The organism is Coleofasciculus sp. (assembly GCF_046565525.1).
Taxonomy (GTDB): Bacteria; Cyanobacteriota; Cyanobacteriia; order Cyanobacteriales; family Coleofasciculaceae; genus Coleofasciculus.
Window position 1 is genome coordinate 42,834 of sequence record NZ_JBKHUP010000036.1, and the last position, 23,182, is coordinate 66,015.

The window sequence follows — 23,182 nt, forward strand, 5'->3', positions numbered from 1 at the left end:
CAGTTGTTCAGCGACGGGAGCGAGCAACAGTTGACTTAACGCCTGACTTGTCTAATATTATTGAGAGTTCTGGCTTCTCCCTCTCTATCTCCCACCGCCTGATATAGGGGCAGGGCTTGATTATAGTAGTCTAAGGCTTGCTGCTTTTGTCCTAATGAGTGGTAGACTGCGCCAATATTATTGAGAGTGGCGGCTTCCCCTCCTCTATCTCCCACCGCCCGTGTTAGGGGCAGGGCTTGGTTGTAGTAGTCTAAAGCTTGCTGCTTTTGTCCTAATGAGGAGTAGACTGCGCCAATATTATTGAGAGTGGCAGCTTCCCCCCCTCTATCTCCCACCGCCCGTGTTAGGGGCAGGGCTTGATTGTAGTAGTCTAATGCTTGCTGCTTTTGTCCTAATGAGTCGTAGACTAAGCCAATATTAGTGAGAGTGCTGGCTTCCCCCCCTCTATCTCCCACCGCCCGTCTTAGGGGCAGGGCTTGGTTGTAGTAGTCTAAAGCTTGCTGCTTTTGTCCTAATGAGTCGTAGACTGCGCCAATATTATTGAGAGTGGCAGCTTCTCCCCTTCTATCTCCCACCGCCTGAATTAGGGGCAGGGCTTGATTGTAGTAGTCTAAGGCTTTCTGCTTTTGTCCTAATGAGTCGTAGACTGCGCCAATATTAGTGAGAGTGCTGGCTTCCCCCCTTCTATCTCCCACCGCCTGAATTAGGGACAGGGCTTGATTATAGTAGTCTAAGGCTTGCTGCTTTTGTCCCAAATCGTCGTAGACTGCGCCAATATTATTGAGAGTGGCAGCTTCCACCCTTCTATCTCCCACCGCCTGAATTAGGGGCAGGGCTTGGTTGTAGTAGTCTAAGGCTTGCTGCTTTTCTCCTAATAAGTCGTAGACTAAGCCAATATTATTGAGAGTGGTGGCTTCTCCCCTTCTATCTCCCACCGCCTGAATTAGGGGCAGGGCTTGATTGTAGTAGTCTAAGGCTTTCTGCTTTTCTCCTAATGAGTCGTAGACTAAGCCAATATTATTGAGAGTGGTGGCTTCCTCCCCTCTATCTCCCACCGCCTGAATTAGGGGCAGGGCTTGATTGTAGTAGTCTAAGGCTTGCTGCTTTTCTCCTAATGAGTCGTAGATATAGCCAATGTAACCCAGAGATACAGCTTCATTACGTTGATTACCCGCTTGACGATAGAGTCTGAGGGCTTGCTCAAATTTAGGAATTGCCTGTCGCAATGATTCGGCTGTTCCTTGTTGAAAGAGTTCGACGGCTTCGCCATATATTTGGTCAGCCGCATCAGAGTTAGCCGTCTGTTGGGCTATCCTGGGAGCTATTGGCTCAACGGTTGTGGCGAAGACTGGTGTGCCTATCAGGAGACTGGTTAGCCCCGATAGGGAAATGAGTCCAATTAACCCTAAATGTCTGTGTTTCACGATAGAACCTTCAGTAGATGGACATTAACGTTAAAGGTGGAGAAGCAAGCTACGTCATTTGTCAGGGTTTGAGGGCTATTGACATCCTTACTTTTCACGGGATCTGGAAAACCTCTCTCCATCCCCCCTAGCCCCCATCCCCCCTAGCCCCCCTTTGAAAGGGGGGTATAAAGGGGGGTATAAAGGGGGGTATAAAGGGGGCTGGGGGGTTAGGTTTGATGTTGATTTTTCCAGATGGCGTGAAACGTCAGATTGACATCACTTAAAATAGTTCCACCGGAGACGTTCCACTGTCACGTCTGTACGAATCAAAGATGATGATGTAGGACTGATTGCTCCCCCTAACCTCCTCGCGAGTTAAATAAATATAGACAATATTATGAAAATCGCTACCTGGAATGTTAACTCAATTCGCACCCGCCAAGATCATGTCTGTCAGTGGTTAATAGCAAATCCTGTAGATGTGCTTTGTTTGCAGGAAACCAAAGTCGTTGATGAGCAATTTCCGCGATCGCGCTTTGAAGACTTAGGCTATCATCTCTATGTATCGGGGCAAAAATCCTATAACGGTGTGGCACTTTTTAGCCGTAAACCTTTAGATGCGGTGAGTATGGGGTTTACGGGGGTGTTGACGCCAGAGGAGGTGGGAGAATTGGACGGGCAGAAGCGGGTGATTACAGGTATCCTGGATGGCGTTCGGATTATTAATCTCTATGTTCCTAATGGTGCTGAGGTGGGAAGTGAGAAGTATGAGTATAAATTGCGCTGGTTGAAACTGTTACGGGAGTATGTGCGATCGCTCTTAGATACTCAACCCTATGAACTCTGTATCTGTGGGGACTTTAACATTGCTCCCGATGACCGAGATATTCATAATCCCCAGAATAAAGAAAAGCATATCATGGCATCGCCAGCAGAACGCCAAGCCTTAGAGGAGGTGTTGGCGCTAGGCTTAGGGGATGCGTTTCGCAAGTTTACTCAAGACGGGGGACATTTTAGCTGGTGGGATTATCGCCATGGTGGGTTTAGCCGTAACCGAGGTTGGCGAATTGACCATCATTATCTGACGCCGAAGTTATATGAAGCAGCAACAAGTTGTAGGATTGATGTAGAACCCAGAAAGCTGGAGAAACCGAGCGATCATGCACCTGTTATTGTTGAGTTTGAGAGTTAAGATGAATGGCACTCACTTAAAGCTGGGTTTGTAGTAGGCACTTTAGTGCAATAAGCGCTTGCATCGCTGACTACAAACTCTCAAGAATAACTCCAGAAACAGGGCGGGTTTAGTCACATTGAGGTGCAATCGAAAAGATAGTAGTAAAACCCGCCCCTACAGAGGATCGGATCGCCCTTTATGTTAACACAGAGGAGGTTTTTATGTATTTAGTCACAGGCGCTACTGGAGGATTAGGACGCCGGATTGTCCGGGTATTAAGGGAACGGGAATTGCCAGTACGGGCGTTTGTCCGGTTATCGTCGAATTATCAGGAATTAGAAAACCGAGGCGCAGAAGTTTTTATTGGTGATTTGCGCCACGATAGAGATATTGAAAAAGCCTGTCAGTGGGTTGATTATATTATTAGCGCCCACGGTTCTGGAGGTGATGCTCAAGCACTCGATTATCGAGCCAATCGAGAATTGATTGATCAGGCAAAAGTACAGGGAGTTAAACAGTTTGTTTATATTTCGGTATTAGGTGCACAACGAGAGTATCAAAATGCGCCAGTTTTTAAGGCGAAGCGAGCCGTAGAAAAGTATTTACAAGGAAGTGATATCACTTATACGATTCTTCGCCCTTCTGGTTTTGCGTCCAATCTTTTACCATTAGCAGAGCAATTTCGCCAAACTGGAGTTTATCTGCTCAACGGAAACCCCAAACATCGCTCGTCTATTGTGAGTACCGATGATTTGGCAAAAATTGCTGTTGATTCGATTAGCATTGAAGCGGCACACAATCAAATTTTCCCCGTGGGGGGAGCTGATATTCTGAAACGAGAAGATATCCCTCAAATTTTTGGTCGCGTATTTAATCGAGAACCGATTGTTATTAATCCGCCCTTGTTTGTCTTTGATGGGGTGAAAACGGCGTTAGAGTTGGTTAATCCAAAAGTTCGTAATGGGTTAAATACGTTACGAACCTTACTGACGAATGAGTTTTTCTGTACTTCGGAACAAATTGCTGAGATTGAGTCTATCTACAATTTGAACATGGAATCATTAGAAAGTTTTCTGAAGCGGTATTTAGTAACATAAGGATTCATTTCCTTCCTTCGTCCGTAGTAAGGGATGCGAACATTAGCATATTTCCTGCCAACTCTGTTGCTAGTCGCCTGACCTAAAATGCCAGAACCCAGCGACTCAAAATCAATGTTAATGTTGATGGTAACATCATCGATTAATAGATCAGACCAAAGCTCTCCAGCCGCCGTGAATCCATTGAGTGCCTGTTGAGAAGTTCCCGATGACGGACTAAAGTTAAATTGTAGGGCTTGTGCGGCGGTGCCAAAACTGATTTCTACGGCAAAGACAAGAGCTGTTAATGGTGTGAGTGATCGGACATACTGACCCAGATGTGAGGGCTTATGCTTCATAACTCGCCTAACTCAATAATGTTTGCTCAACGATGCACTCTGTATCCATCCCTTCAATAATCTGACACAACGGATATTTCGTCATTTATCATTCGGAAAAGAAGTATTGCATTCAAAACCATGTCTGACTAGGGAAGCGACAGATAAAGTCGGAAATTATACTGAGTCATTGGTCATTGGTCATTGGTCATTGGTCATTACGTGAAGTCGGGGCGGGTTTATTTACATCTGGGTATAACCAAAAAGATAGTAGTGAAACCCGCCCCTACACAATCTCCCCCATCTCCTGATAACTGATAACTGATAACTGACAACTGACAACTGACAACTCCCCCATCTACATTTGCGGTGCGATCGCATACTCAACTAACTGGGCTAATTTTTGCCGTAGGGTTTCTAGCCCTAACCGCTGGCTAGCAGAAATAAATACCCCTTGGGGAAATTCCTCTTGGGCTACGGCTAGGGTATCGCTGTCTGCTTGGTCAATCTTATTAAACACTACCAGAATCGGTCCGGGTGTCACGGGCATGTCTGCCAAAATGGACATGACTGAACGAATATGATTTTGCCATGCGGGATGGGATAAATCCACCAGATGTATTAAAGCATCGGCTTCTGTCACCTCTTCTAGCGTGGCGCGGAAGGAATCGACGAGGGGGGGTGGTAATTCGTGAATGAATCCCACGGTATCGGTTAGCAGAATATTAATCGATTCCCCTGTCTCCGTCTCGGTAATCGGTAGGCGTCGGGTGGTTGGATCGAGGGTGGCAAACAATTGATCGGCTGTGTAGACTTCGGCATTAGTTAATGTATTTAACAACGTCGATTTGCCAGCATTTGTATAACCAACAACAGAAATAGTCGGTACATCCTGCTTCTGGCGTCGTTGTCGCATCCGCGATCGATGTGCCTGCAACTGGTTCACCTCTTGTTGCAATCGGGCAATCCGGCGCTGAATTGCACGGCGTTCGGTTTCCAGTTTGGTTTCCCCAGGACCGCGAGTGCCAATTCCGCCCCCTAACCGGGACATAGCTTGACCTCGACCTGTCAGGCGTGGCATCATGTATTCTAACTGCGCTAATTCGACCTGTAATTTACCGGCACGGGATTGGGCGCGTTGGGCGAATATATCTAATATTACTTCAGTGCGATCAACGACTCGTACCCCGGTTTGGGCTTCTAAGTTGCGGACTTGGGCGGGAGATAAGTCTCGGTCAAATACAACCAGATTTGCCCCTAATGTCTGCACCGTCAGGGCAATTTCCTGCACTTTTCCCGCGCCGACAACGGTTTGGGGATGAGGGTGCGATCGCTTCTGTCGCATCGTCTGTAATACTTCCCCTCCGGCGGTTTGCACCAGTCGGGCAATTTCGGCTAACCCATCTTCAAAGCGTTCCTTGGTTATATCCCCTGTCATCACCCCCACAATCAACACCCGATCTTGATCGACATCGACATGTTGGGCGATAAATTCACGGCGAAATTCAGCTTCGAGTCCTTCGACTAAATCCAAGAAATCTTGTTTGGTCAACAGATCCAGACTTAATGGTGGGGACATAAGCCAATTGGGTTGACCATCACCATCTTGTCTGGAGGACTGAGTAACTGGAATCAGGTGGGCTAAATAGGTTTCTTGCACATATCCGGTGGCGCCACCACCCCGCCGTTCAAATCCCGACTCACTCACGGTGAGCATGACTAAAGCATCCAAACGCTGAATCGCCATGGCGGTTAAGTCGGCGTTACGCAGGGTATGTGATTTGAGTTGAGTCGCAATGCAGCGAATCCCACACAATCGTTCTGCACCATAGCGGGGTAATTCCAAGGGGGGGATTTTGGTTTGAGTTGGTGTTCCTACTCCTACCCGAATCACCTGTCCTCGGCGATTGAGGTAGGTACACAGTGGCTGTTTGATATCCGCGCTAATCGCTGCCAACCTTTGGGCAAATTCCGGCGTGGTCAAGTGATCGCCGGGTAAGCGCTGTTGATATAGGCGTTGCAGTTGTTTGAGTTGGCTAGGCTTTAAGCCCACAAGATTGCCATAGATCGTTTCGATAGGCGACTTCCAGTAAACTGGCTCCTGACTCTACTTTTGTTTATTTTAGCGAGTTTGGTCATTGGTCATTGGTCATTTTTCATTGGTCATTGGCGAACCGGGGATTGGCAAACCGGGGATTGGGTGAAGCATTCGCGTTGGGACTTTGGTAGAAAACCGATAGATTTGGGCGCGAATGCTTCACCCCTACGAATGCATGCATCTCCTCATCTCCCTCTTGACAGGTATCTCTGGGGTGAGATAATGTCAATATAGCTAAATAGTAATTTAGTAAATAAATAGATCAAAACAGTCATAGGGAGATAAGCCAATGCTATTTCGTCAACTGTTTGACAGTGAAACGAGCACCTATACCTACCTCATCGCTGATTTAACCACAAAAGACGCCATTTTGGTCGATCCGGTCAAAGAACAGGTGGATCGCGATCGCAAACTTCTCGATGAGTTGGGATTAACCCTACAGTATTGCCTAGAAACGCACATTCACGCCGATCACGTCACCGGAACAGCCCAACTGCGCCAGTTAACCCACTGTCAGGGTGTGGTTCCCCAAAATGCCTCTGCTGCTTGTGCTGACCGCTTTTTGGGGGATGGTGAGGTATTAATGGTGGGTTCAGTTGAGATTGTTGCGATCGCGACTCCGGGTCATACCGATAGTCATAACGCCTATTGGGTGAATCGCGATCGGGTTCTGACTGGGGATTGTCTGTTAATTCGGGGATGCGGTCGAACTGATTTCCAAAGCGGTGATGCAGGCACGTTATTTGATTCCATTACCCAAAAGTTATTTAGTTTACCCGATGCAACCCTGGTGTATCCCAGTCATGATTATCGGGGACATACCGTATCCACAATTGGCGAAGAAAAGCAATGGAATCCCCGATTAGCGAATCGCGATCGCGCCAGCTTTATCGAATTGATGAATAACTTAAATCTTCCTGATCCGAAAAAGATTATGGAAGCTGTTCCCGCTAACGAACGCTGTGGCAAAGTAGCGATTAAAGCATAAAAAAACAGGGATTACTGTAGAAATCTACACCAATAGGTTAAGTTAGAAACTTTTGCACATAGATAAGGAGAAAAACTCATGGTTTTAGCCAATGCCAACAATCTACAAGAAATTAATGCCCAAACCTTAAAACAAGGGCTGGATCGTCAACAAGTGATGCTCATTGACGTGCGGGAACCGGGAGAATATGCTAGCGAACATATTCCTGGGGCAAAATTAATGCCACTGTCTAACCTGAATCCCGCAGAGGTTAAACCGGAAACAGATCAACAGGTTGTATTGTACTGTCAAAGCGGAAATCGCTCAAAAAAAGCCGCCCAAAAACTCTTCGATTCGGGAGTTGAATCCGTGACCCATCTTCAAGGCGGATTGCCAACTTGGAAAGCGGCTGGTTATCAAACCCAGGTGAAGAAAAATGCGCCAATTAGTTTATTCCGACAAGTGCAAATTGTTGCAGGTACATTAGTCTTTACGGGAACCGTCTTGGGGGCGTTTGTCTCTCCTTGGTTTTTAATTTTGAGTGGTTTTGTTGGTGCAGGATTAGTCTTTGCTGGGGTGAGTGGAACCTGTGCGATGGGTATGTTACTGGCAAAACTTCCTTACAACCAACGAGTTTAAATGTGATAGGTTACTGATTTAAGATTGGTGGGCAATGCCCACCCTACAGGGTGTTGACCAATTAAAAATGACCAAGGACAAATGACAAATGACGACTTGGATAATTGGGCTAATTCTCGCCGCCGGAATTGGTATTAGTTTGGGGTTAATGGGTGGCGGAGGTTCGGTGCTAGCCTTGCCCATTTTAGTATATGTAATGGGGGTGGAAGCGAAAAGCGCGATCGCGATGACGTTGGTTATCGTGGGAACCGTTAGCCTGATTGGGGTTATCCCGCACTGGCGGCGAGGAAATGTGATAAAAAGGTCGGCGCGGCGACGATGTTAGGCGCGTTTTTGGGGGCAAAGTTAGCCTTTTTTGTCAGCGGAACATTTCAGCTTATTTTATTTGCGGTAATGATGATGATTGCGGCTGGATTTATGATCCGCAAAAGTCGTAAATCAACTAAACCCGATCACGACTTGCAGTATTATCCTGCACCAGTGTGTAAATATTGTTGGTTGTGGATGCTAACTGAAGGGCTAGGAGTGGGCGTATTGACGGGTTTAGTCGGGGTTGGGGGTGGGTTTGCGATCGTTCCAGCGTTGGTATTATTAGGAAATACCCCGATGAAAGAAGCTGTGGGGACTTCATTATTAATTATTGCCTGTAACTCGGTGGCTGGATTTCTGGGATATTTGGGACAAGTTCCCCTCGATTGGGGATTAATGGGTTCGTTTATTGTGGCGGCGAGTGTGGGGATTTTAGGTGGGGCGTATTTGGCGCAGTATGTAAAAGCTCAACAGTTACAAAAGATTTTTGGTTATTTTTTAATTGCCGTAGCTGCGTTTATTTTATTTCAAAATCGTCAGGTTTTTACCTCACAACAGAGTCAGACGGAATCAAGGGAGAAGCCGGGGGAGCAGATGATCAAGTCTCGTGTCGCTGCGGTTAACCACCCAGTTTAGGAAAAGTTTGAAGTTGATACCTTTTGATACCTTCGGGTAGGTTTTTCTAGGGACATAGGATATTTAATGGATTTAGTTGGACATATCGCCAGCAACAATCAGTATCCTAGAGGCATCAGTTATGTCATCCGATTCTACTACCCCGAATATCGATGAGTTCCTGCAACGCTTGGAGACAATCCTGCTTCAGGCGTGGAGTGAAACGGGTTTTGGACGTATAGAGGTGAGTAGCGAACGATTTAAGGAGGACAAAATCCGGGTGATTATTCAGGGTTCAACTTCTTACCGTTATGTGATTACGAATCAGGAAGTTGAACAGAAGGTGAACGGTACGTTTTCTCCTTTTTCATCAACTACAGTCGGAAACGGAATGTCATGCTCTAGTCAACCCGGATCGCGTCCAAGTTTACGACATTCCGCTTAAGGTGCGTGCCATTTCTCTTAAGTTAGTGGCAATCCATGATTGTAAAGAAATATAAAAGTTTCGTTTTCCGGAGGAAATTCATTGTTAGGATACGATCGTTCGTTAATTTGGCACTGGTGTTAGCGTTCTTGCTTTTCAAGTTTCCCCAGTAAGAAGCAGACCAGAAGAGAATTAAGCCAAAAATGGGGGATGCGATCGCGTAATCTCCCTCCCTAGTCTGTAACCCTTATCAGCTATAGGATTCAGCACAAAGTTTTGAGGATTGTCTCAGGTCGTGTCGCACGGTTGAGAGGACTGGCACTGCTGAGGCACAAGGACAAATCAGTCAATATCTGTTAGATACACCAGGCATTTGATGGGTGTGAGTCTCACGAAGCCGGTGAAGTGGATTTAAGTGATCCGCTTCTCCGGCTTTTTGCTTGTTTCGAGGCAAATTTTTATTGCAGGACAAGAATTATGAAGACTAAACGTTTCATTTCTGCGATCGCAGCAACTTCGATTTTCGCCTTAAGTGGATTAGGTGCAAGCATACTTCTCTCCACCGCTCCTAGTCAAGCTGCTCAACACTGTGAGTGTGTAGAGTATGTCAAAAGACGCTTTGGGCTTAGCGGTGCCGTTGGAAATGCAAAAGACATGGGACCAGCACTAGCTGCCCGTGGCTTTCGGCGAGTTTCACAGCCACAAGTTGGTGCTATTGCAATTTTCCAACCTGGGTTTTCCCGGTATACTTTTGTAAATCAAACCTATGGTCATGTTGGAGTAATTAGTCAAGTTCGCAATCTAGGAGACAAATGGCAAATTCTTGTCGATAATACTAACTTTGGGGGTCATGGCGTTTCGCTTAATTGCAACAATTTCAGTAAAAATTGGTACAACCCCTATCCGAAAAATACGAGTACGGTTTCTTACTGGGTTCGCGGAAACACGTCCAACCCTCCTAGTGGACAGAAAACCTACTTTATTGGTGACTACGCCCTGAATACGAACAATTACTTTTATCGTATTGATGGCTATCCGATTATGTCATCATGGCGACGCAATGATCGTGATCCAGACCAACATTTTGAACGGTTACGCGGAAACTGGGGAACGTTGTTAAAGAACAAATCCACAGGTAAATGTCTCAATGCTCATTATCTTTATAACGGCGCACGAGTAAATGTTTGGCCCTGCAACCCAAGTGATCCAGACCAAAACTGGGCTTTGAATGATTTAGGGGGTGGCTATTTACAAATCAAACGGGCTAATACTAACAAGAACTTCTGCCTGGATATGCCCGATCGCAAAGACGGTGGAAAGGTTCATTTGTGGGACTGTAATTCGGGTAATCCTAATCAACGTTGGCGCACTAACTAATCGTGAATCAGCATTCGATTGAGTCGCCATAATCTTTTAGCTTAGGGTTGACTTGGCGAAAATCTTGTCAACCCTGGCTCATCACCTATAACGGTTCTCCTTTTGGTGCAACACAGATTATCTGTAGGGGCGCACCGACGTGCGCCCTTTGCCAATGTGCGCCCTTTCCCCACTTATCTAATAGCAATCACTACCTTGACATCAGGAGTAAAAATTATGAATAGATTCTTGGCTACAAAGACAATATTTTGGAGCAAGATATTTTTGTTGAAATTGTTGTTCTTTGGTTTATTGGTGTCAAAGGCACAAGCGGGTGGAGGTTCTCAGCCAATCTATCCCGAATCACACTCAAGTCAATCCATTTCCTCAATTCTGGCTACACCCAATTGGCAAATCTGGAGTAAACCCTATTGGTTAAATGGGAACATTTGTCGAGAAAATCAGGCAAGTCTGGTTTGTTTAACGCCTAAACAAGCTCAAGAAAATCGATGGCTTATTCCTTCAGCCGAAACACAGGAAGCAAATCAGTTAAGCAAAGAGTAAAAGTAATCTGCTATATAAATTATGATTGCTAAATTAAGCTTAGAACACAGGGAATAAATAGCGCAGTTCGGTCTTATGTGTCAACTGAAGCTTCAAAAATAAAGCCATACCTTGATCTGACCCCTCCCTAACCCTCCCCTTGATCAGGGGAGGGAACCGGAAATCCGATTTGACAATCAAACGGCAATTCCGTTATTGTGAAATTAAGGGTTGTAAAGTTTTGTAAACAATAGAATTCAGAAAAACATTATGACGATTACTCCTTTAATGCCTAGCCAAAAGACGGCTTGGCAGAAATTAGTAAACCGAGAAATTAGCTGTGAATTTGCCCTCAACCTCTTAGTCGATAATCGCGGAATCCTCAACATCGATCAACTTGACGCCGAAGTCAGCACTCGCTTCTTTCGCCAACTCTCCAATCGCAGCGACTTACCCCCGGTGATTCCCCTGTTACTTTGGCGCGGTTGTTACTATTTGGGATGTCCCATCTCTCTGACACCAGAAGCGATTCAGACATTGTGCGATCGCACCCTGACGGAGGTTAAGATTATTCCTATAGCCCCCAAGAGTTATCGCACTTGGCATCTGAGTCAAACCTATAACGGTAATAATATCACATCCACGTCCCCAGTTAATCCGATTACTGGGGAGTCAGAACCCGAAGATATTACTGAAACCACCGAACTTTATCTCAAGAAAGCCGATAACCAAATTACTCGGATTAAAACCATTATCTCCGGTGCCCTCCGCAACCGCGCCAGCGATATTCACTTAGAACCTACACCGGAAGGATTGCGAGTGCGCTATCGGATTGATGGGATTCTCCGGAATATTACTACCCTACCCGCTGATATTAGTCGCCCTTGTATTGTCGCCCTGAAAGTAATGTCTAATATGGATATTGCAGAAAGTCGCCGCCCCCAAGATGGGCGGATTGGCGAACATTATACCTCTGGTGACGAAACGGATTTGGGATTGGATATGCGGGTGAGTACCCTTCCTTGTGTGGGAGGAGAAAAAGTAGTAATTCGCTTACTTCCCCGACGAAATCCCTTTTCGGGTTTAGCCGATTTGGGATTTTCACAGAAGAAACTGGATATCTATAAGAATTGGTTACAACAACCCCAAGGAATGGTTATTCTTACCGGTCCCACGGGTTCGGGGAAAACCAGTACATTGTACAATTCATTGCAATTTGTGGCAACTGAACATGTGAATGTGGTGACAGTAGAAGATCCGGTAGAATATGTTTTACCTCGGATTACTCAAACCCAAGTTCATGAAGCGGCGGGGATGACATTAGCGGCGGGTTTACGTGCTATTTTACGCCAAGATCCGGATATTATTATGGTGGGCGAAATCCGGGATAACGAAACGGCAGAAACGGCGATTCGTGCTGCATTAACGGGACATTTGGTTTTAACCACGTTGCATACTAATGATGCAGTGAGTGCGATTCCTCGGCTTAAAGATATTGGACCTGATCCGGGTTTAGTCAGTGATGCATTATTAGGGATTGTGGCACAGCGTTTAGTCCGGAAAATCTGCCCCCACTGTGCCGAACCTTACAATCCCACGGAAAATGATTTACGAAAATTAGGGGTATCGAGGGAGGAGGCGAATCCCCAAGCTTGGCGTCAGGGAAAGGGTTGTTCTAAATGCTTTAATTCTGGCTATTTAGGGCGGGAAGCGATTGTGGAAATTTTAAATGTTGATGATAGGGTGCGGCAGTTAATTTATGAGGGAAGTATGACGCAGTTACATCAGTATTTAGAGGAAATTAGTTTTGATTCGTTTCGGATGGCGGCAATTGAAAAGGTGACGCAGGGAGTTACTACGTTAACCGAGGTATTGCGGGTGTTACCGCACAGTGCTTTATACCGAAAGGTTCCCTAAAAGAGGCAATTAATTTATGGCTTTGTAGGTGTACCTCAGCCCTTGACTTTTTGGGTGGTTTGAGGTATTTTTTTATCATGGGAAAATGTGCCGCCCTATAAACCCCGATCAACCGCAACCAGTAGGGTGGGTTAGGCGGTGTTTAATTGAGGAAACAAACCCCTTAATTCCCTATCCAACCTAACCCACCAGGTTATCCTTGATCAGGAATGAACTAAAGACGAGAATTCCTCAACACAACTAAGAGTTTTCCCGGTAACGATAGTGGGGCGAGTCGGATAAATTAATGCATTTCCCCTTAAAGATAGTTCAGCGACTCGCCCCTACAGAACGAAAGGAAGATAGGACACATAAACTCAATCCCTAAGTTGATAGAGTTTGAGCGCTTTTGTTCGCTTCCGGTAGGCTCATCTCACAATATGGCTATGATCCTTTTTAATCGACCTAATAAGCCTTAATCTAATCCTGGGGCTTTGGTTTAACTAGAAATACATTCAAGCCACCGATTTTTTGTTCAAGTTCAAGATAAAATTTTTCTTCAATTCCCTGCCGTAGTACCTGATTAGTTGTATTGCCATAAACAATCCATAAACGTGATTCAATTGGTGGTAATTCGCGCAGCCAATTTTCCACATCGATTTTTTGAATGTCGTCTTTATTCGTTTCAAATTCAATTAAATTTTTGACATAAATGGGAGCAGAACCGCGATGGTAGTGTTCGAGCGGTAAAGCTAATTTATGAATAATTGACCAGACAATAATATCATTGGGTTTTTCATTTGCGTTGATGAGTTGGGCGACGCGGCGATAATGATCTGATGCTCCCATGTAGCGTTTTTGGGTGGTGTAATAGTAAAATAAGCCACTACTGACAGCAATAGCATAAACAACGGCTATCCCCCAAGCAATGGGACGCCACTGAGACCAAATCTCTCGAAATCCAATCGCTATAAGGATGAGAATGTACGGCAAGACAAGCATCACATAACGGGTATTCCAAATTGAGAAAAAGAGGTGAGAAAATACTAGAATGGTTGCTGTTGGCACAAATGCCCAAGCTAAAACCCAAATCAGCTTCTCTGATTGTCGTTTCTGGAAAACAGCAATCCCGATGACAGCCACCACCATGAGGATATAAAGTTGCAGAAAGCGAGTTAAATAAGGGGGAGGTGGCGGGTAGGAAAAAGCGGTCAATATTCTCAGTTCCCGTAACACCTCATTCACACCCGGAATCGGCAGAATTAGCCGATGCGCCCCGGATGAGTCTTGAACCGATAACCCAACAGGAATACTGGCGACGAGGATGAGCAAAAATGCTGTACCGAACTTGATGAGTCGGGAGGGATGCCGATAATATTTCATCCCGACTATAATGAGATCAGGAAATAACAAGGCACCATTTAGTGGTGTGGTAATGATTGCCATAAACCGGGTAAAAACCCACCAAAAGCGACTGGAAAGATTTGTCGGATGGTCAAGAGCATAAGCAAGTGCCAAGGTTCCCCCTAATCCCAAGCAAACAGTCATTGTGTAGTAACGGACTTCTTGGGCGTGATTGATAAATAAGGGCGAAAGGGTTAACATCAAAGCCGCCATTAAACCAATGGCGTCGGTAAATAAATAACGCCCCAGCCGATAAACCAGGAAAACACTGCCTAATGCAAAAATAATCCCTAGTCCTCGTAACCAAGCATCACTGTTACCGAATAGCATCCAGAAATGGAGCAGGATGTAATAGAGAAGGCGTCCCCGATTAAAACTAACATCTTGAGCATCGGCAATACTAATGAACTCATCAATCCACAGACCTCGTTGCTCAAGTTTATAAAGATATAGAATTGTCGCCAGTAGCATAATTAGGCTGATGGGAAGCCATTGTCTTAACCGACTGAAGTTAGACAATTTTTGTGATATTCTTAACATTTTCTGTTCTCAAAAAAATAATTATGGGTGGATTGTATCAGCAATATTCCTGGAAATCAATAGTCAATCATACCAATTCGCTTTAATTATAAAGATAGATTAATATTAATCCTGGCACTCAATCGGGTCGGGTTTAGTTGCATCTGTTCTGTTGTGAGGTAAAAAACGATAACAGTGAAAAGAGCCCCGGAAAGACGCGATGCAAGAAGCATCTCTACAGTTTCCCATGATTTTATTGATTGAGTTCTATCGATGTAGCATCCCTAGTAGTCGGTGATGCAAGCGCTACAGTTAGCAGTAAGCTGGTTTACGACGTTCTTAGCAACTCACTATGGCAACTATCAACGATAACTACCTGAAACTCAAAGCCGGCTACCTGTTTCCCGAAATTGCCCGCCGGGTGAATACCTTTGCTCAAGCTAACCCCGATGCCGATATTATTAAACTGGGAATTGGCGATGTTACCGAACCCTTACCCGAAGCCTGTCGCACCGCGATGATTCAAGCGGTAGAGGATATGGGGAATCGGGAGTCCTTCCGAGGCTATGGACCCGAACAGGGGTATCCCTGGCTGCGGGAGAAAATAGCCGCCCAGGATTTCCATGCGCGGGGATGTCAGGTGGATGCGTCGGAAATCTTCATCTCCGACGGTTCTAAGTGCGATACGGGCAATATTCTAGATATTTTTGGCAAAACTAACAAAATTGCCGTAACTGACCCCGTTTATCCCGTCTACGTGGACACAAATGTGATGGCGGGACATACCAGAGAGGTGAACGAGAAGGGTGAATTTGAGGGATTAGTCTATTTGCCGATTACCGCCGAGAATAATTTTACAGCAGAGATTCCGTCTCAGAAGGTGGATTTGATTTATCTGTGCTTCCCGAATAATCCCACAGGCGCTACGGCTACTCAGGAAAACCTGAAGGCGTGGGTGGATTATGCGAAAGCGAATGGGTCAATTATTTTCTTTGACGCGGCTTATGAAGCGTTTATCACCGACGAGAGTCTACCCCATTCTATCTATGAAATTGAAGGGGCGCGAGATTGTGCGATCGAGTTTCGTTCGTTTTCTAAGAATGCGGGGTTTACTGGAACTCGTTGTGCGTTGACAGTTGTCCCCAAAACCTTAACCGCGAAAGCATCAGATGGTTCAGATGTGGAACTCTGGAAGCTGTGGAATCGCCGCCAGTCTACCAAGTTTAATGGTGTGTCCTATATTGTGCAACGGGGGGCTGAGGCGGTTTATTCTGATGAGGGACAAGCGCAGGTGAAGGCGTTGGTTCACTTTTATTTGGAAAACGCCACGATTATTCGTCAGAAATTAACGGAAGCGGGATTAAGTGTGTATGGAGGGGTTCATGCACCTTATATTTGGGTGAAGACACCCAATGGTTTATCCAGTTGGGATTTCTTCGATAAGTTACTACAAACCTGTTATGTTGTCGGAACGCCCGGTTCTGGATTTGGGGCGGCGGGTGAAGGCTATTTCCGGATTTCGGCGTTTAATAGTCGGGAGAATGTGGAAGAGGCGATGAAGCGAATTACCCAGAAGTTTAAGGTTTAGACTCTAGCAGAACCCCGACTGCTTTAAGAAGCCGGGGTTCTAATTTAGAAATCTTTTCGAGGGGATCAATTTTGCTTTAACACCGCCGCGTGATGGCGAATGTGGTCTTTAACGAACGAGGAAATAAAATAATAGCTGTGATTATACCCTTCTTGGAAGCGTAATGTTAAAGGAACCCCAGCTTTTTCACAGGCTTGGGCAAAGATACCGGGAAGCAATTGCTGCTTTTCTAAAAAGGGATCGGCTGTTCCTTGATCAATGAGAATTGGGCGTTTATATCCAACGGTTAAAACTAATTCGCTAGCATCATAGATGCGCCAGCTTTCTTCATCTTCACCCAAATAATTTGTAAATGCTTTTTGTCCCCAAGGGCACTGTGTTGGTGCCGCAATGGGGGCTAAGGCGGAAACGGATGTATATTGCTCAGGGTTTCTTAAGGCACAAATCAGCGCTCCATGACCCCCCATGGAATGACCAAAAATGCCTTGATGATCGATTTGAGCCGGGAAATGTTGGGCAATGATTGCCGGCAATTCCTGAACCACATAGCTATACATTTGATAATGATCTGACCAGGGTTCTACTGTCGCATCGACGTAAAAACCGGCTCCTGTACCGAAGTCCCAGTCGTCATTTTCTCCCGGAATTCCTGTATCGCGGGGACTGGTATCCGGCGTCACTAGCATTAATCCATACTTCGCCGCAAATTGCTGTGCTCCGGCTTTTGCCATGAAATTTTCTTCGGTACAGGTTAAGCCGGAAAGGAAATAGAGAACGGGGACTCGTTCTGATTTGGCTTGAGGCGGTTGGTAAACGGCAAACCGCATTTTAGTGTTGCAGGTTTGAGAGGGATGGGAGTAAAAGCCAACTGTACCACCGAAGCATCGATTTTCTGAGATAATTTTGGGGGCTGTGGACATAGATTAATTATGTAGTGATCGGCAGTAGATGTGGCTTTTTAAGTCGGCTGTTTTGATACCTGACGCACAACCCATACCCGCAAGACGACTAATATTCACTATTGATCCGATAAAGCATGAAGCAAGCGTCAGTCTTGTTTTATTGTCCCACAAGCAGGCTAGCATCGTCTGCTGGAGATGAGTGATTATTCGGGAACGCTGTCTAGGGGGTAGAGTTGTCACAGGCGGAAAAAGCGGCTATGGTATCTGCTCGCTCATCTGGAAACATTCTCTCCTACCCCTTATGTTCCCTGGCTTTCTTTTGGAGTGATGCCGAGGGCGCGATCGCAGGAGCGCTGGATGGTCTAAAATCAAAGCACTATCCGGATTGAGCGGCTATAGTAGAGTAGATTTACCTTTAACTCTATACATATAGAAATTCTTATAACTCTGGTGATACCACCTGGAAACGTTTTAAGATCCTTGGGGATGGACAATTGAGCCTTTCTCGTTTTCAATTAGAAAACGGAGAATAGCTAGAGAACCCCCCAATAGAATCAATGGCGTATAAACTCATAAGGAGTAAAGTCACACCAATGGCAGTCAGTCTATTCAGTGACAATGAGTGGTAGTTCAGTTTTAAATGTGAGGTAAGAGCGATGAGTGATGGTATGGCATTCCTGACAGGGGCTGCCTTTGCGGGGGTAGCGCTTCTGTTTATGATGAAAGGCGGAGACAGTCTTGGCATTACGAATGCTCCTCCCTCTCAAACGGCTCAACTTCCACAGAGCAATCCTTATAATCCCTATAATCCTACTTATGGGCAGAACCCGCAAATGCCAACTCAGACGACACCGGGTTTTCCAGGGAATGATTTTGAACAGCAGCAGGTTACAGTAGAACGCATGAGAGCCATGCTGGAGCAGCAACGCGCCGAAACTGAACAGTTAAAAGCGCAGGTGCAAAACCAGCAAGCGTTGATTGATAATCTTTTGGGACAAAATAATCCCAATAATCCCAATAATCCCAATAGTTTCATACCACCTCGGATTGAAGCAGCGCCCCCTGTAACTCCTCTGGCGCAGTCTGAGCCAGATAATTCGATTATTTCCGGCTTGGTTTGGGGATTGGGGGGTATGGCGGTAACGATTAGTGGGGGTGTAGTCGTGGTGGGATTATTGGCGGTGCTGTCGCGACAACAACAACCGCGTCAATCTCGGACGACTTACGTTGTTCCCCATCCCTACAATGCGCTTCCTTACGCCCCCTCAGCTAGACGACGCACTGAAGTAATACCGCCTCCTCTTGATGATAGACAAGTGGATTATGTCGAATACGAGCGTTAACAACAAGGCAGAAAGTACCGTAGGGTGGGCATTGCCCACCATCTATAAGGAGCATGACATTCTGCTCAGGTGTGCCACACTGATTTCATCCTCACGGCACATTCCGATTAATCTCATCCACTGATAATCCTAACGCCTCTGCTACCTGTTCCATGGTTAATCCCATTGCCAATAATCGAGGAATCGCGTCTCGTTGTGCCTGTTCTGCTTGTTTTCGGGCTTGGGCTTCTTGTTGTCTCGCCTGTTCTGCTGCTTCTTCGGGCAAAGGAATTAAATTCCCTTCTGAGTCAAAGAAACGCAGCCAAATCGCGGGTTTTCCCTCAATTTCTCCTTTCCAAGTTCCCAACCATAACTGCAAACGCTGACACCATAATCGACCTTGCCCATTGGGTGTTAGGAGTTGATACTGTTGATTAGCATCTAAATGCCAACCCTGTAACGAATTCGGGTCAAAAGGGTCAAAAACAAAGTAATCAGGGGTGCGGAAGATTTGCTCGTAGATATCTTTTTTGACACCCAAATCCACGGCGGCGGTGGAGGGGGACATTAGTTCCACAATGACATCAGGATAGCGACCATTTTCTTCCCAAACCACCCAACCCAGGCGTTCTTGCGTTCCGTCTACGTTTAAAACGACAAAGAAATCGGGTCCTCTAAAATCTCGGTTACGCACTTGTTCACTACTGTAGTAGATGAACATATTGCCAGAGGTAAAGTAATCGGTTTGACCGGATTGGGCAACCAGCATCAACCGAATGAGGGCATTCATGGCAATGCGGTGGCGGTTGCTTTCCAAGGGTTCTCCGTCGTCGAAAATTAGGTCGGTTGGGGGTAGGGGTGGTTCCCAGTCGGGGATTGTATTTAGGAATGTTTTTTGTTGAGTAGCATCGGCTGACATCGCACGAGCTCGGTTTGTTTTTATCCTGTTTAATGTAGCACTAAACAATCATAGCCACAATCAACCGCAGCACCTCATGCCAAGATTTATCCTGCCAGTGTACCTCCGCTCTTCAATCTATGGCGGGTTGACAATTTAAAAAATATGTGCATTTTAACCGATCGCCCCCCACTCCTAACAAACCCCTTACAATAAGAAGACAGCTAATTGTTTAGATTTGTATAGCCAACTCAGGTATAGAACGATATATGGCTGCCGCCGTCTTAATCGAGAACCTAAAAAAATACTACGGGGATGTCGAAGCCGTGAAGGACATCTCCCTGAACGTCGAAGCCGGTGAGATTTTTGGCTTACTCGGTCCGAATGGAGCGGGAAAAACCACAACGATTCGCTGTCTGTGTACCTTAAGTAAACCAGACGCGGGTAAGATTGAGGTATCGGGAATTTCTGCGATCGCGAATCCTAGAGCCGTCCGCCGCCGCATCGGTTATGTCGCCCAGGAAGTGGCATTAGATAAAGTATTGACAGGTCGCGAGTTACTGCAACTGCAAGGGGATTTATATCACCTACCCAGCAGCGTTGCCAAAGAGCGCGTCAATACCATGATAGAGGTGCTCGGCTTGCAGGAGTATGCCGATAAAAAGACAGGAACCTATTCCGGCGGAATCCGCAAGCGTCTGGATTTAGCCTCTGGCTTACTCCATAAACCCGATGTTTTAGTTCTTGATGAACCCACCGTGGGACTCGATATCGAGAGTCGGGTGGTGGTGTGGAATTTCCTGCGTCAACTGCAAAACGCTGGCACCACTATATTTATTACCAGCCACTATTTGGAAGAAATAGATATTTTAGCCGATCGCGTGGCAATTATCCACAAAGGCGTTGTCATTGCCGAAGGTACGCCCTCTCAGTTAAAGGATAACGTGGGTGGCGATCGCATTACCCTCCGCATCCGGGAATTCTCTCCCATGGAAGAAGCCCAAAATGCTAAGGAAAAGCTTGAGGTGTTACCCTTTGTCCAAGAAGTGATTATTAATACGGCGCAAGGGAATTCCCTAAACTTAGTCGTCAAACCTCAAAGCGATGCATTGACTAACATTCAGCAATCCTTAAAAGACGCCGGATTACCCATCTTTGGCATAGCCCAATCCCGACCTAGTTTAGATGATGTCTACTTAGCCGCCACCGGTCAAACCCTAATGGATGCTGAACTCGCGGCGGCGGGAACACGAGATGCAAAAGCCGAGAAAAAGCAACGGATGAAGGAATGATGAGAGAGCAGGGGGAGCAGGGGGAGCAGGGGGAGCAGGGGGAGCAGGGGAAGCGGGGGGAGCTGGGGGAGCGGGGGGGGGGGGAGGGGGGGGGGGGGGGGGGAGGGGGGGGGGGGGGGGGAGGGGGGGGGGGGGGGGGGGGGGGGGGGGGGGGGGGGTGGGGAAGCAGGGGGAGAGAGAGATGAGGGAGATGAGGGAGATGGGGGAGTCATGTTCCAGACATGATGACACAAGCGTCTGTGTGTAGGGGCGGGTTTTACCACTAACGGGAAGGTTTGCACCCTGATATGACTAAACCCGCCCCCAGGGATTACAGTTGCGACAAATGACAAATGACAAATGACGAATGACCAATAACTAATAACTAATAACCAAAATTATGAGTGGAACTGTAACACCATCGAAACCGGAAATTAATTGGCAACCCGACGTGGTAAGTCAAGTCCCTGTTAGTGATAAGGCGGGTGTGGGTGAATTTGTCCAAGAAACCTTGGCACTCACCAAGCGCCTGTTTATCCAACTGCAACGACGCCCATCTACATTAATTGCTGGGGTAATTCAGCCGTTAATGTGGCTGATTCTGTTTGGGGCGTTATTTCAAAATGCGCCAAAAGGACTCTTCGGTGAAAGCTTATCATACGCCCAATTCTTGAGTGCTGGTGTAATTGTATTTACCGCCTTCGCTGGTGCGCTCAATGCGGGGTTACCGGTGATGTTTGATCGGGAATTTGGCTTTCTCAACCGTTTACTCGTCGCACCTCTGGCGTCTCGCTTCTCCATTGTTGCCGCATCAGCTATCTATATCGTCGCCCTCAGCTTTATCCAAGCGGTGGTGATTGTTGCGGCTAGTGCGGTTATGGGTGCGGGTGTTCCCAATATAGCCGGACTCGGTGCGATCGCGCTGATCGTTTTCTTGCTGGTAATCGGGATGACAGCATTAAGTTTAGGACTCGCATTTGTGCTTCCGGGTCATATTGAACTCATTGCGGTCATTTTTGTCACCAACTTACCCCTGCTATTTGCCAGCACTGCCCTAGCGCCGCTATCCTTTATGCCAAAATGGTTACAGCTTGTCGCTAGTCTCAATCCCTTGAGTTATGCGATAGAACCAATTCGCTATCTCTACCTCCATGGGGATTGGTCTTTAGGTAGTGTTGTCATGGAAGCGCCTTGGGCATCAATTACGTTTGGCGGGGCTGTTTTAGTCCTGTTTGGCTTTGCCGCCGCCGCATTAGTTATCATTAGTCCATTGCTACGACGCCGATTTGCCTAAAAAATTCCAGATTATTTAAGGCGCTATAGTAGGGACACGGCACTGCCGTGTCCTTATCGGTAGAACGGCTAATCATATTTCTAACATAAACAGGCTAACTGCCATGAAGATAAACACTCTCTTAACTCCGGCACTCACCTCAACCCTGTTCGCTCCCCTAGCATTAGGAGTGGCTGTTGGCATTATCTCAGCCATTATCCCTGAATCTGCGATCGCACAATCGGCTGAACGGGTAAATCCCCTAGAAGGTATGGATAATCGCCAAAATGAGCGAGATCCACTCACGGGAACGACTGGCAACAGTGTCTTTGATTTTATCCATCGTTCCCGTTTAAGTGTTGATACGGATACATTTAACAGCGAACTGGATCAAAACCTAGACAATGCGACGCAGGAGTTCCGCCGTCTACAAATGGAACGCTTAAGAAATCAACAACAAGCTCAACCGAATAACTCGTCTACTCCGGCTGGCTCAAGAATTAGATAACTGGAGGTAGAACCTCCCGAAAAGCATTCCCAGGCTTTGCCTGGGAACAAGAAAGCTAGCTCATGCTGGCTAAGATATCCTTAGCGTGGGAATCGGTTTTCACCTTTTCATCAACATAAGTGATCGTACCTTCGCCGTTAATCACATAGGTGACGCGCTTGGAGTAACCACCGCCTTCAACATCATAAGCTTTGGTAATCGTGCCATCCGGATCAGCGAGCAATTGGAAAGGCAAGCCATACTTCTCCTTAAATTGCTTATGGGATGCCTCATCATCCATACTGACACCGAGAACAACCATATCTTTGCCTTGATATTCCGCGTAGTTGTCCCGAAAGCTTTGGGCTTCTTTGGTGCAACCTGGGGTATCGTCTTTGGGATAAAAATAGAGAACTACTGTTTTCCCAGCCAAGTCAGAAAGGGAAACGGTATTCCCTGCATCATCTTTGGCGGTAAATGCCGGAGCTTTATCACCAACGCTTAAAGCCATAAGTCTTTTTCCCTTTGTGTTTACTACGCTATTGACTATTCTTCACTTTACTACGGATTATCGGTGGACTCGATTGGAAAATGTAGTGTATGAACTACCCAGACCTACTTCGTTGAGGTCTGGGTTTCTACAACCAGACCAGTAGGGCTGTGTTTCCGACGCTTCG

Annotated in this window: 21 protein-coding genes and 2 pseudogenes; 15 read left to right on the forward strand and 8 right to left on the reverse strand. The window is 46.4% G+C overall.

Features of this window, described 5'->3' with window-relative positions; genetic code table 11:
• Positions 1-44 precede the first annotated feature (44 nt).
• Positions 45-1,427, reverse strand: a pseudogene (locus ACLGGO_RS14760) (tetratricopeptide repeat protein); the annotation flags it as partial.
• A 376-nt stretch (positions 1,428-1,803) separates the two neighbouring features.
• On the opposite strand from ACLGGO_RS14760, the gene xth reads away from it, so the two are divergent.
• Both xth and ACLGGO_RS14770 read left to right on the forward strand, forming a co-directional pair.
• The gene (gene xth, locus ACLGGO_RS14765) at positions 1,804-2,598 is read left to right on the forward strand and encodes an exodeoxyribonuclease III (RefSeq protein ID WP_446419869.1); all 795 of its coding nucleotides are present in this window, start codon (positions 1,804-1,806) and stop codon (positions 2,596-2,598) included.
• Positions 2,599-2,801: 203 nt separating this feature from the next.
• A complete protein-coding gene (locus tag ACLGGO_RS14770; RefSeq protein ID WP_446419870.1) occupies positions 2,802-3,677 on the forward strand; it encodes an SDR family oxidoreductase in 876 nt (291 codons plus the stop codon).
• On the opposite strand, the gene ACLGGO_RS14775 is transcribed toward ACLGGO_RS14770, so the two are convergent.
• From ACLGGO_RS14775 to ACLGGO_RS14785, 3 genes are all read right to left on the reverse strand, one after another.
• Positions 3,620-4,015, reverse strand: coding sequence for a hypothetical protein (locus tag ACLGGO_RS14775; protein ID WP_446419871.1), 396 nt, complete (start codon positions 4,013-4,015; stop codon positions 3,620-3,622). The two genes, ACLGGO_RS14770 and ACLGGO_RS14775, sit on opposite strands and share 58 nt — an antisense overlap.
• A gap of 337 nt (positions 4,016-4,352) precedes the next feature.
• Positions 4,353-6,071 carry a GTPase HflX gene (gene hflX, locus ACLGGO_RS14780; protein WP_446336215.1) on the reverse strand — a complete coding sequence of 573 codons (1,719 nt, stop codon included), beginning with the start codon at positions 6,069-6,071 and terminating at the stop codon, positions 4,353-4,355.
• 79 nt (positions 6,072-6,150) lie between these two features.
• A complete protein-coding gene (locus ACLGGO_RS14785) occupies positions 6,151-6,273 on the reverse strand; it encodes a hypothetical protein (protein ID WP_446336202.1) in 123 nt (40 codons plus the stop codon).
• Between the two features lie 108 nt (positions 6,274-6,381).
• On the opposite strand from ACLGGO_RS14785, the gene ACLGGO_RS14790 reads away from it, so the two are divergent.
• From ACLGGO_RS14790 to ACLGGO_RS14820, 7 genes and pseudogenes are all read left to right on the forward strand, one after another.
• Positions 6,382-7,080, forward strand: coding sequence for an MBL fold metallo-hydrolase (locus ACLGGO_RS14790; RefSeq protein ID WP_446419872.1), 699 nt, complete (start codon positions 6,382-6,384; stop codon positions 7,078-7,080).
• Between the two features lie 78 nt (positions 7,081-7,158).
• Positions 7,159-7,698 (forward strand): rhodanese-like domain-containing protein, encoded by a 540-nt coding sequence (locus ACLGGO_RS14795; RefSeq protein ID WP_446419873.1) that lies wholly within the window; start codon positions 7,159-7,161, stop codon positions 7,696-7,698.
• An 88-nt stretch (positions 7,699-7,786) separates the two neighbouring features.
• Positions 7,787-8,643 (forward strand): annotated as a pseudogene (locus ACLGGO_RS14800) (sulfite exporter TauE/SafE family protein).
• 121 nt (positions 8,644-8,764) lie between these two features.
• Entirely contained in the window at positions 8,765-9,067 is a 303-nt protein-coding gene (locus tag ACLGGO_RS14805) for a hypothetical protein (protein WP_446419874.1), read from the forward strand.
• Positions 9,068-9,523: 456 nt separating this feature from the next.
• Complete coding sequence (locus tag ACLGGO_RS14810; protein WP_446419875.1) at positions 9,524-10,423, forward strand: ricin-type beta-trefoil lectin domain protein; 900 nt, start codon at positions 9,524-9,526, stop codon at positions 10,421-10,423.
• 216 nt (positions 10,424-10,639) lie between these two features.
• A complete protein-coding gene (locus ACLGGO_RS14815; RefSeq protein ID WP_446419876.1) occupies positions 10,640-10,966 on the forward strand; it encodes a hypothetical protein in 327 nt (108 codons plus the stop codon).
• A 249-nt stretch (positions 10,967-11,215) separates the two neighbouring features.
• The gene (locus tag ACLGGO_RS14820) at positions 11,216-12,862 is read left to right on the forward strand and encodes a GspE/PulE family protein (protein WP_446419877.1); all 1,647 of its coding nucleotides are present in this window, start codon (positions 11,216-11,218) and stop codon (positions 12,860-12,862) included.
• 459 nt (positions 12,863-13,321) lie between these two features.
• Here ACLGGO_RS14820 and ACLGGO_RS14825 read toward each other — a convergent pair whose 3' ends face one another.
• Entirely contained in the window at positions 13,322-14,785 is a 1,464-nt protein-coding gene (locus ACLGGO_RS14825; RefSeq protein WP_446419878.1) for a glycosyltransferase family 39 protein, read from the reverse strand.
• A 331-nt stretch (positions 14,786-15,116) separates the two neighbouring features.
• Between ACLGGO_RS14825 and ACLGGO_RS14830 the strand changes: the two genes are divergently transcribed.
• Positions 15,117-16,352: an LL-diaminopimelate aminotransferase gene (locus ACLGGO_RS14830; protein WP_446419879.1), complete on the forward strand. Its 1,236-nt coding sequence runs from the start codon at positions 15,117-15,119 to the stop codon at positions 16,350-16,352.
• A 65-nt stretch (positions 16,353-16,417) separates the two neighbouring features.
• Here the strand turns inward: ACLGGO_RS14830 and fghA are convergent, their stop codons facing one another.
• Positions 16,418-17,272 (reverse strand): S-formylglutathione hydrolase, encoded by an 855-nt coding sequence (fghA, locus tag ACLGGO_RS14835; RefSeq protein ID WP_446336211.1) that lies wholly within the window; start codon positions 17,270-17,272, stop codon positions 16,418-16,420.
• Between the two features lie 239 nt (positions 17,273-17,511).
• Here fghA and ACLGGO_RS14840 point away from each other — a divergent pair, with 239 nt between their 5' ends.
• Both ACLGGO_RS14840 and ACLGGO_RS14845 read left to right on the forward strand, forming a co-directional pair.
• Positions 17,512-17,643, forward strand: a complete 132-nt coding sequence (locus ACLGGO_RS14840) for a hypothetical protein (protein WP_446419880.1) — start codon at positions 17,512-17,514, stop codon at positions 17,641-17,643.
• A gap of 267 nt (positions 17,644-17,910) precedes the next feature.
• The gene (locus ACLGGO_RS14845) at positions 17,911-18,597 is read left to right on the forward strand and encodes a hypothetical protein (protein WP_446336213.1); all 687 of its coding nucleotides are present in this window, start codon (positions 17,911-17,913) and stop codon (positions 18,595-18,597) included.
• Between the two features lie 91 nt (positions 18,598-18,688).
• Here the strand turns inward: ACLGGO_RS14845 and ACLGGO_RS14850 are convergent, their stop codons facing one another.
• Complete coding sequence (locus ACLGGO_RS14850) at positions 18,689-19,495, reverse strand: Uma2 family endonuclease (RefSeq protein ID WP_446336214.1); 807 nt, start codon at positions 19,493-19,495, stop codon at positions 18,689-18,691.
• A 248-nt stretch (positions 19,496-19,743) separates the two neighbouring features.
• Here ACLGGO_RS14850 and ACLGGO_RS14855 point away from each other — a divergent pair, with 248 nt between their 5' ends.
• The 3 genes from ACLGGO_RS14855 (at position 19,744) to ACLGGO_RS14865 (ending at position 22,526) form a co-directional block, all read left to right on the forward strand.
• Positions 19,744-20,766 carry an ATP-binding cassette domain-containing protein gene (locus tag ACLGGO_RS14855; RefSeq protein WP_446372002.1) on the forward strand — a complete coding sequence of 341 codons (1,023 nt, stop codon included), beginning with the start codon at positions 19,744-19,746 and terminating at the stop codon, positions 20,764-20,766.
• A 379-nt stretch (positions 20,767-21,145) separates the two neighbouring features.
• Positions 21,146-22,039 carry an ABC transporter permease gene (locus ACLGGO_RS14860; protein WP_446419881.1) on the forward strand — a complete coding sequence of 298 codons (894 nt, stop codon included), beginning with the start codon at positions 21,146-21,148 and terminating at the stop codon, positions 22,037-22,039.
• A gap of 103 nt (positions 22,040-22,142) precedes the next feature.
• Complete coding sequence (locus tag ACLGGO_RS14865; RefSeq protein WP_446336427.1) at positions 22,143-22,526, forward strand: hypothetical protein; 384 nt, start codon at positions 22,143-22,145, stop codon at positions 22,524-22,526.
• 55 nt (positions 22,527-22,581) lie between these two features.
• Here ACLGGO_RS14865 and ACLGGO_RS14870 read toward each other — a convergent pair whose 3' ends face one another.
• The gene (locus ACLGGO_RS14870) at positions 22,582-23,016 is read right to left on the reverse strand and encodes a peroxiredoxin (RefSeq protein ID WP_446336428.1); all 435 of its coding nucleotides are present in this window, start codon (positions 23,014-23,016) and stop codon (positions 22,582-22,584) included.
• Positions 23,017-23,182 lie beyond the last annotated feature (166 nt).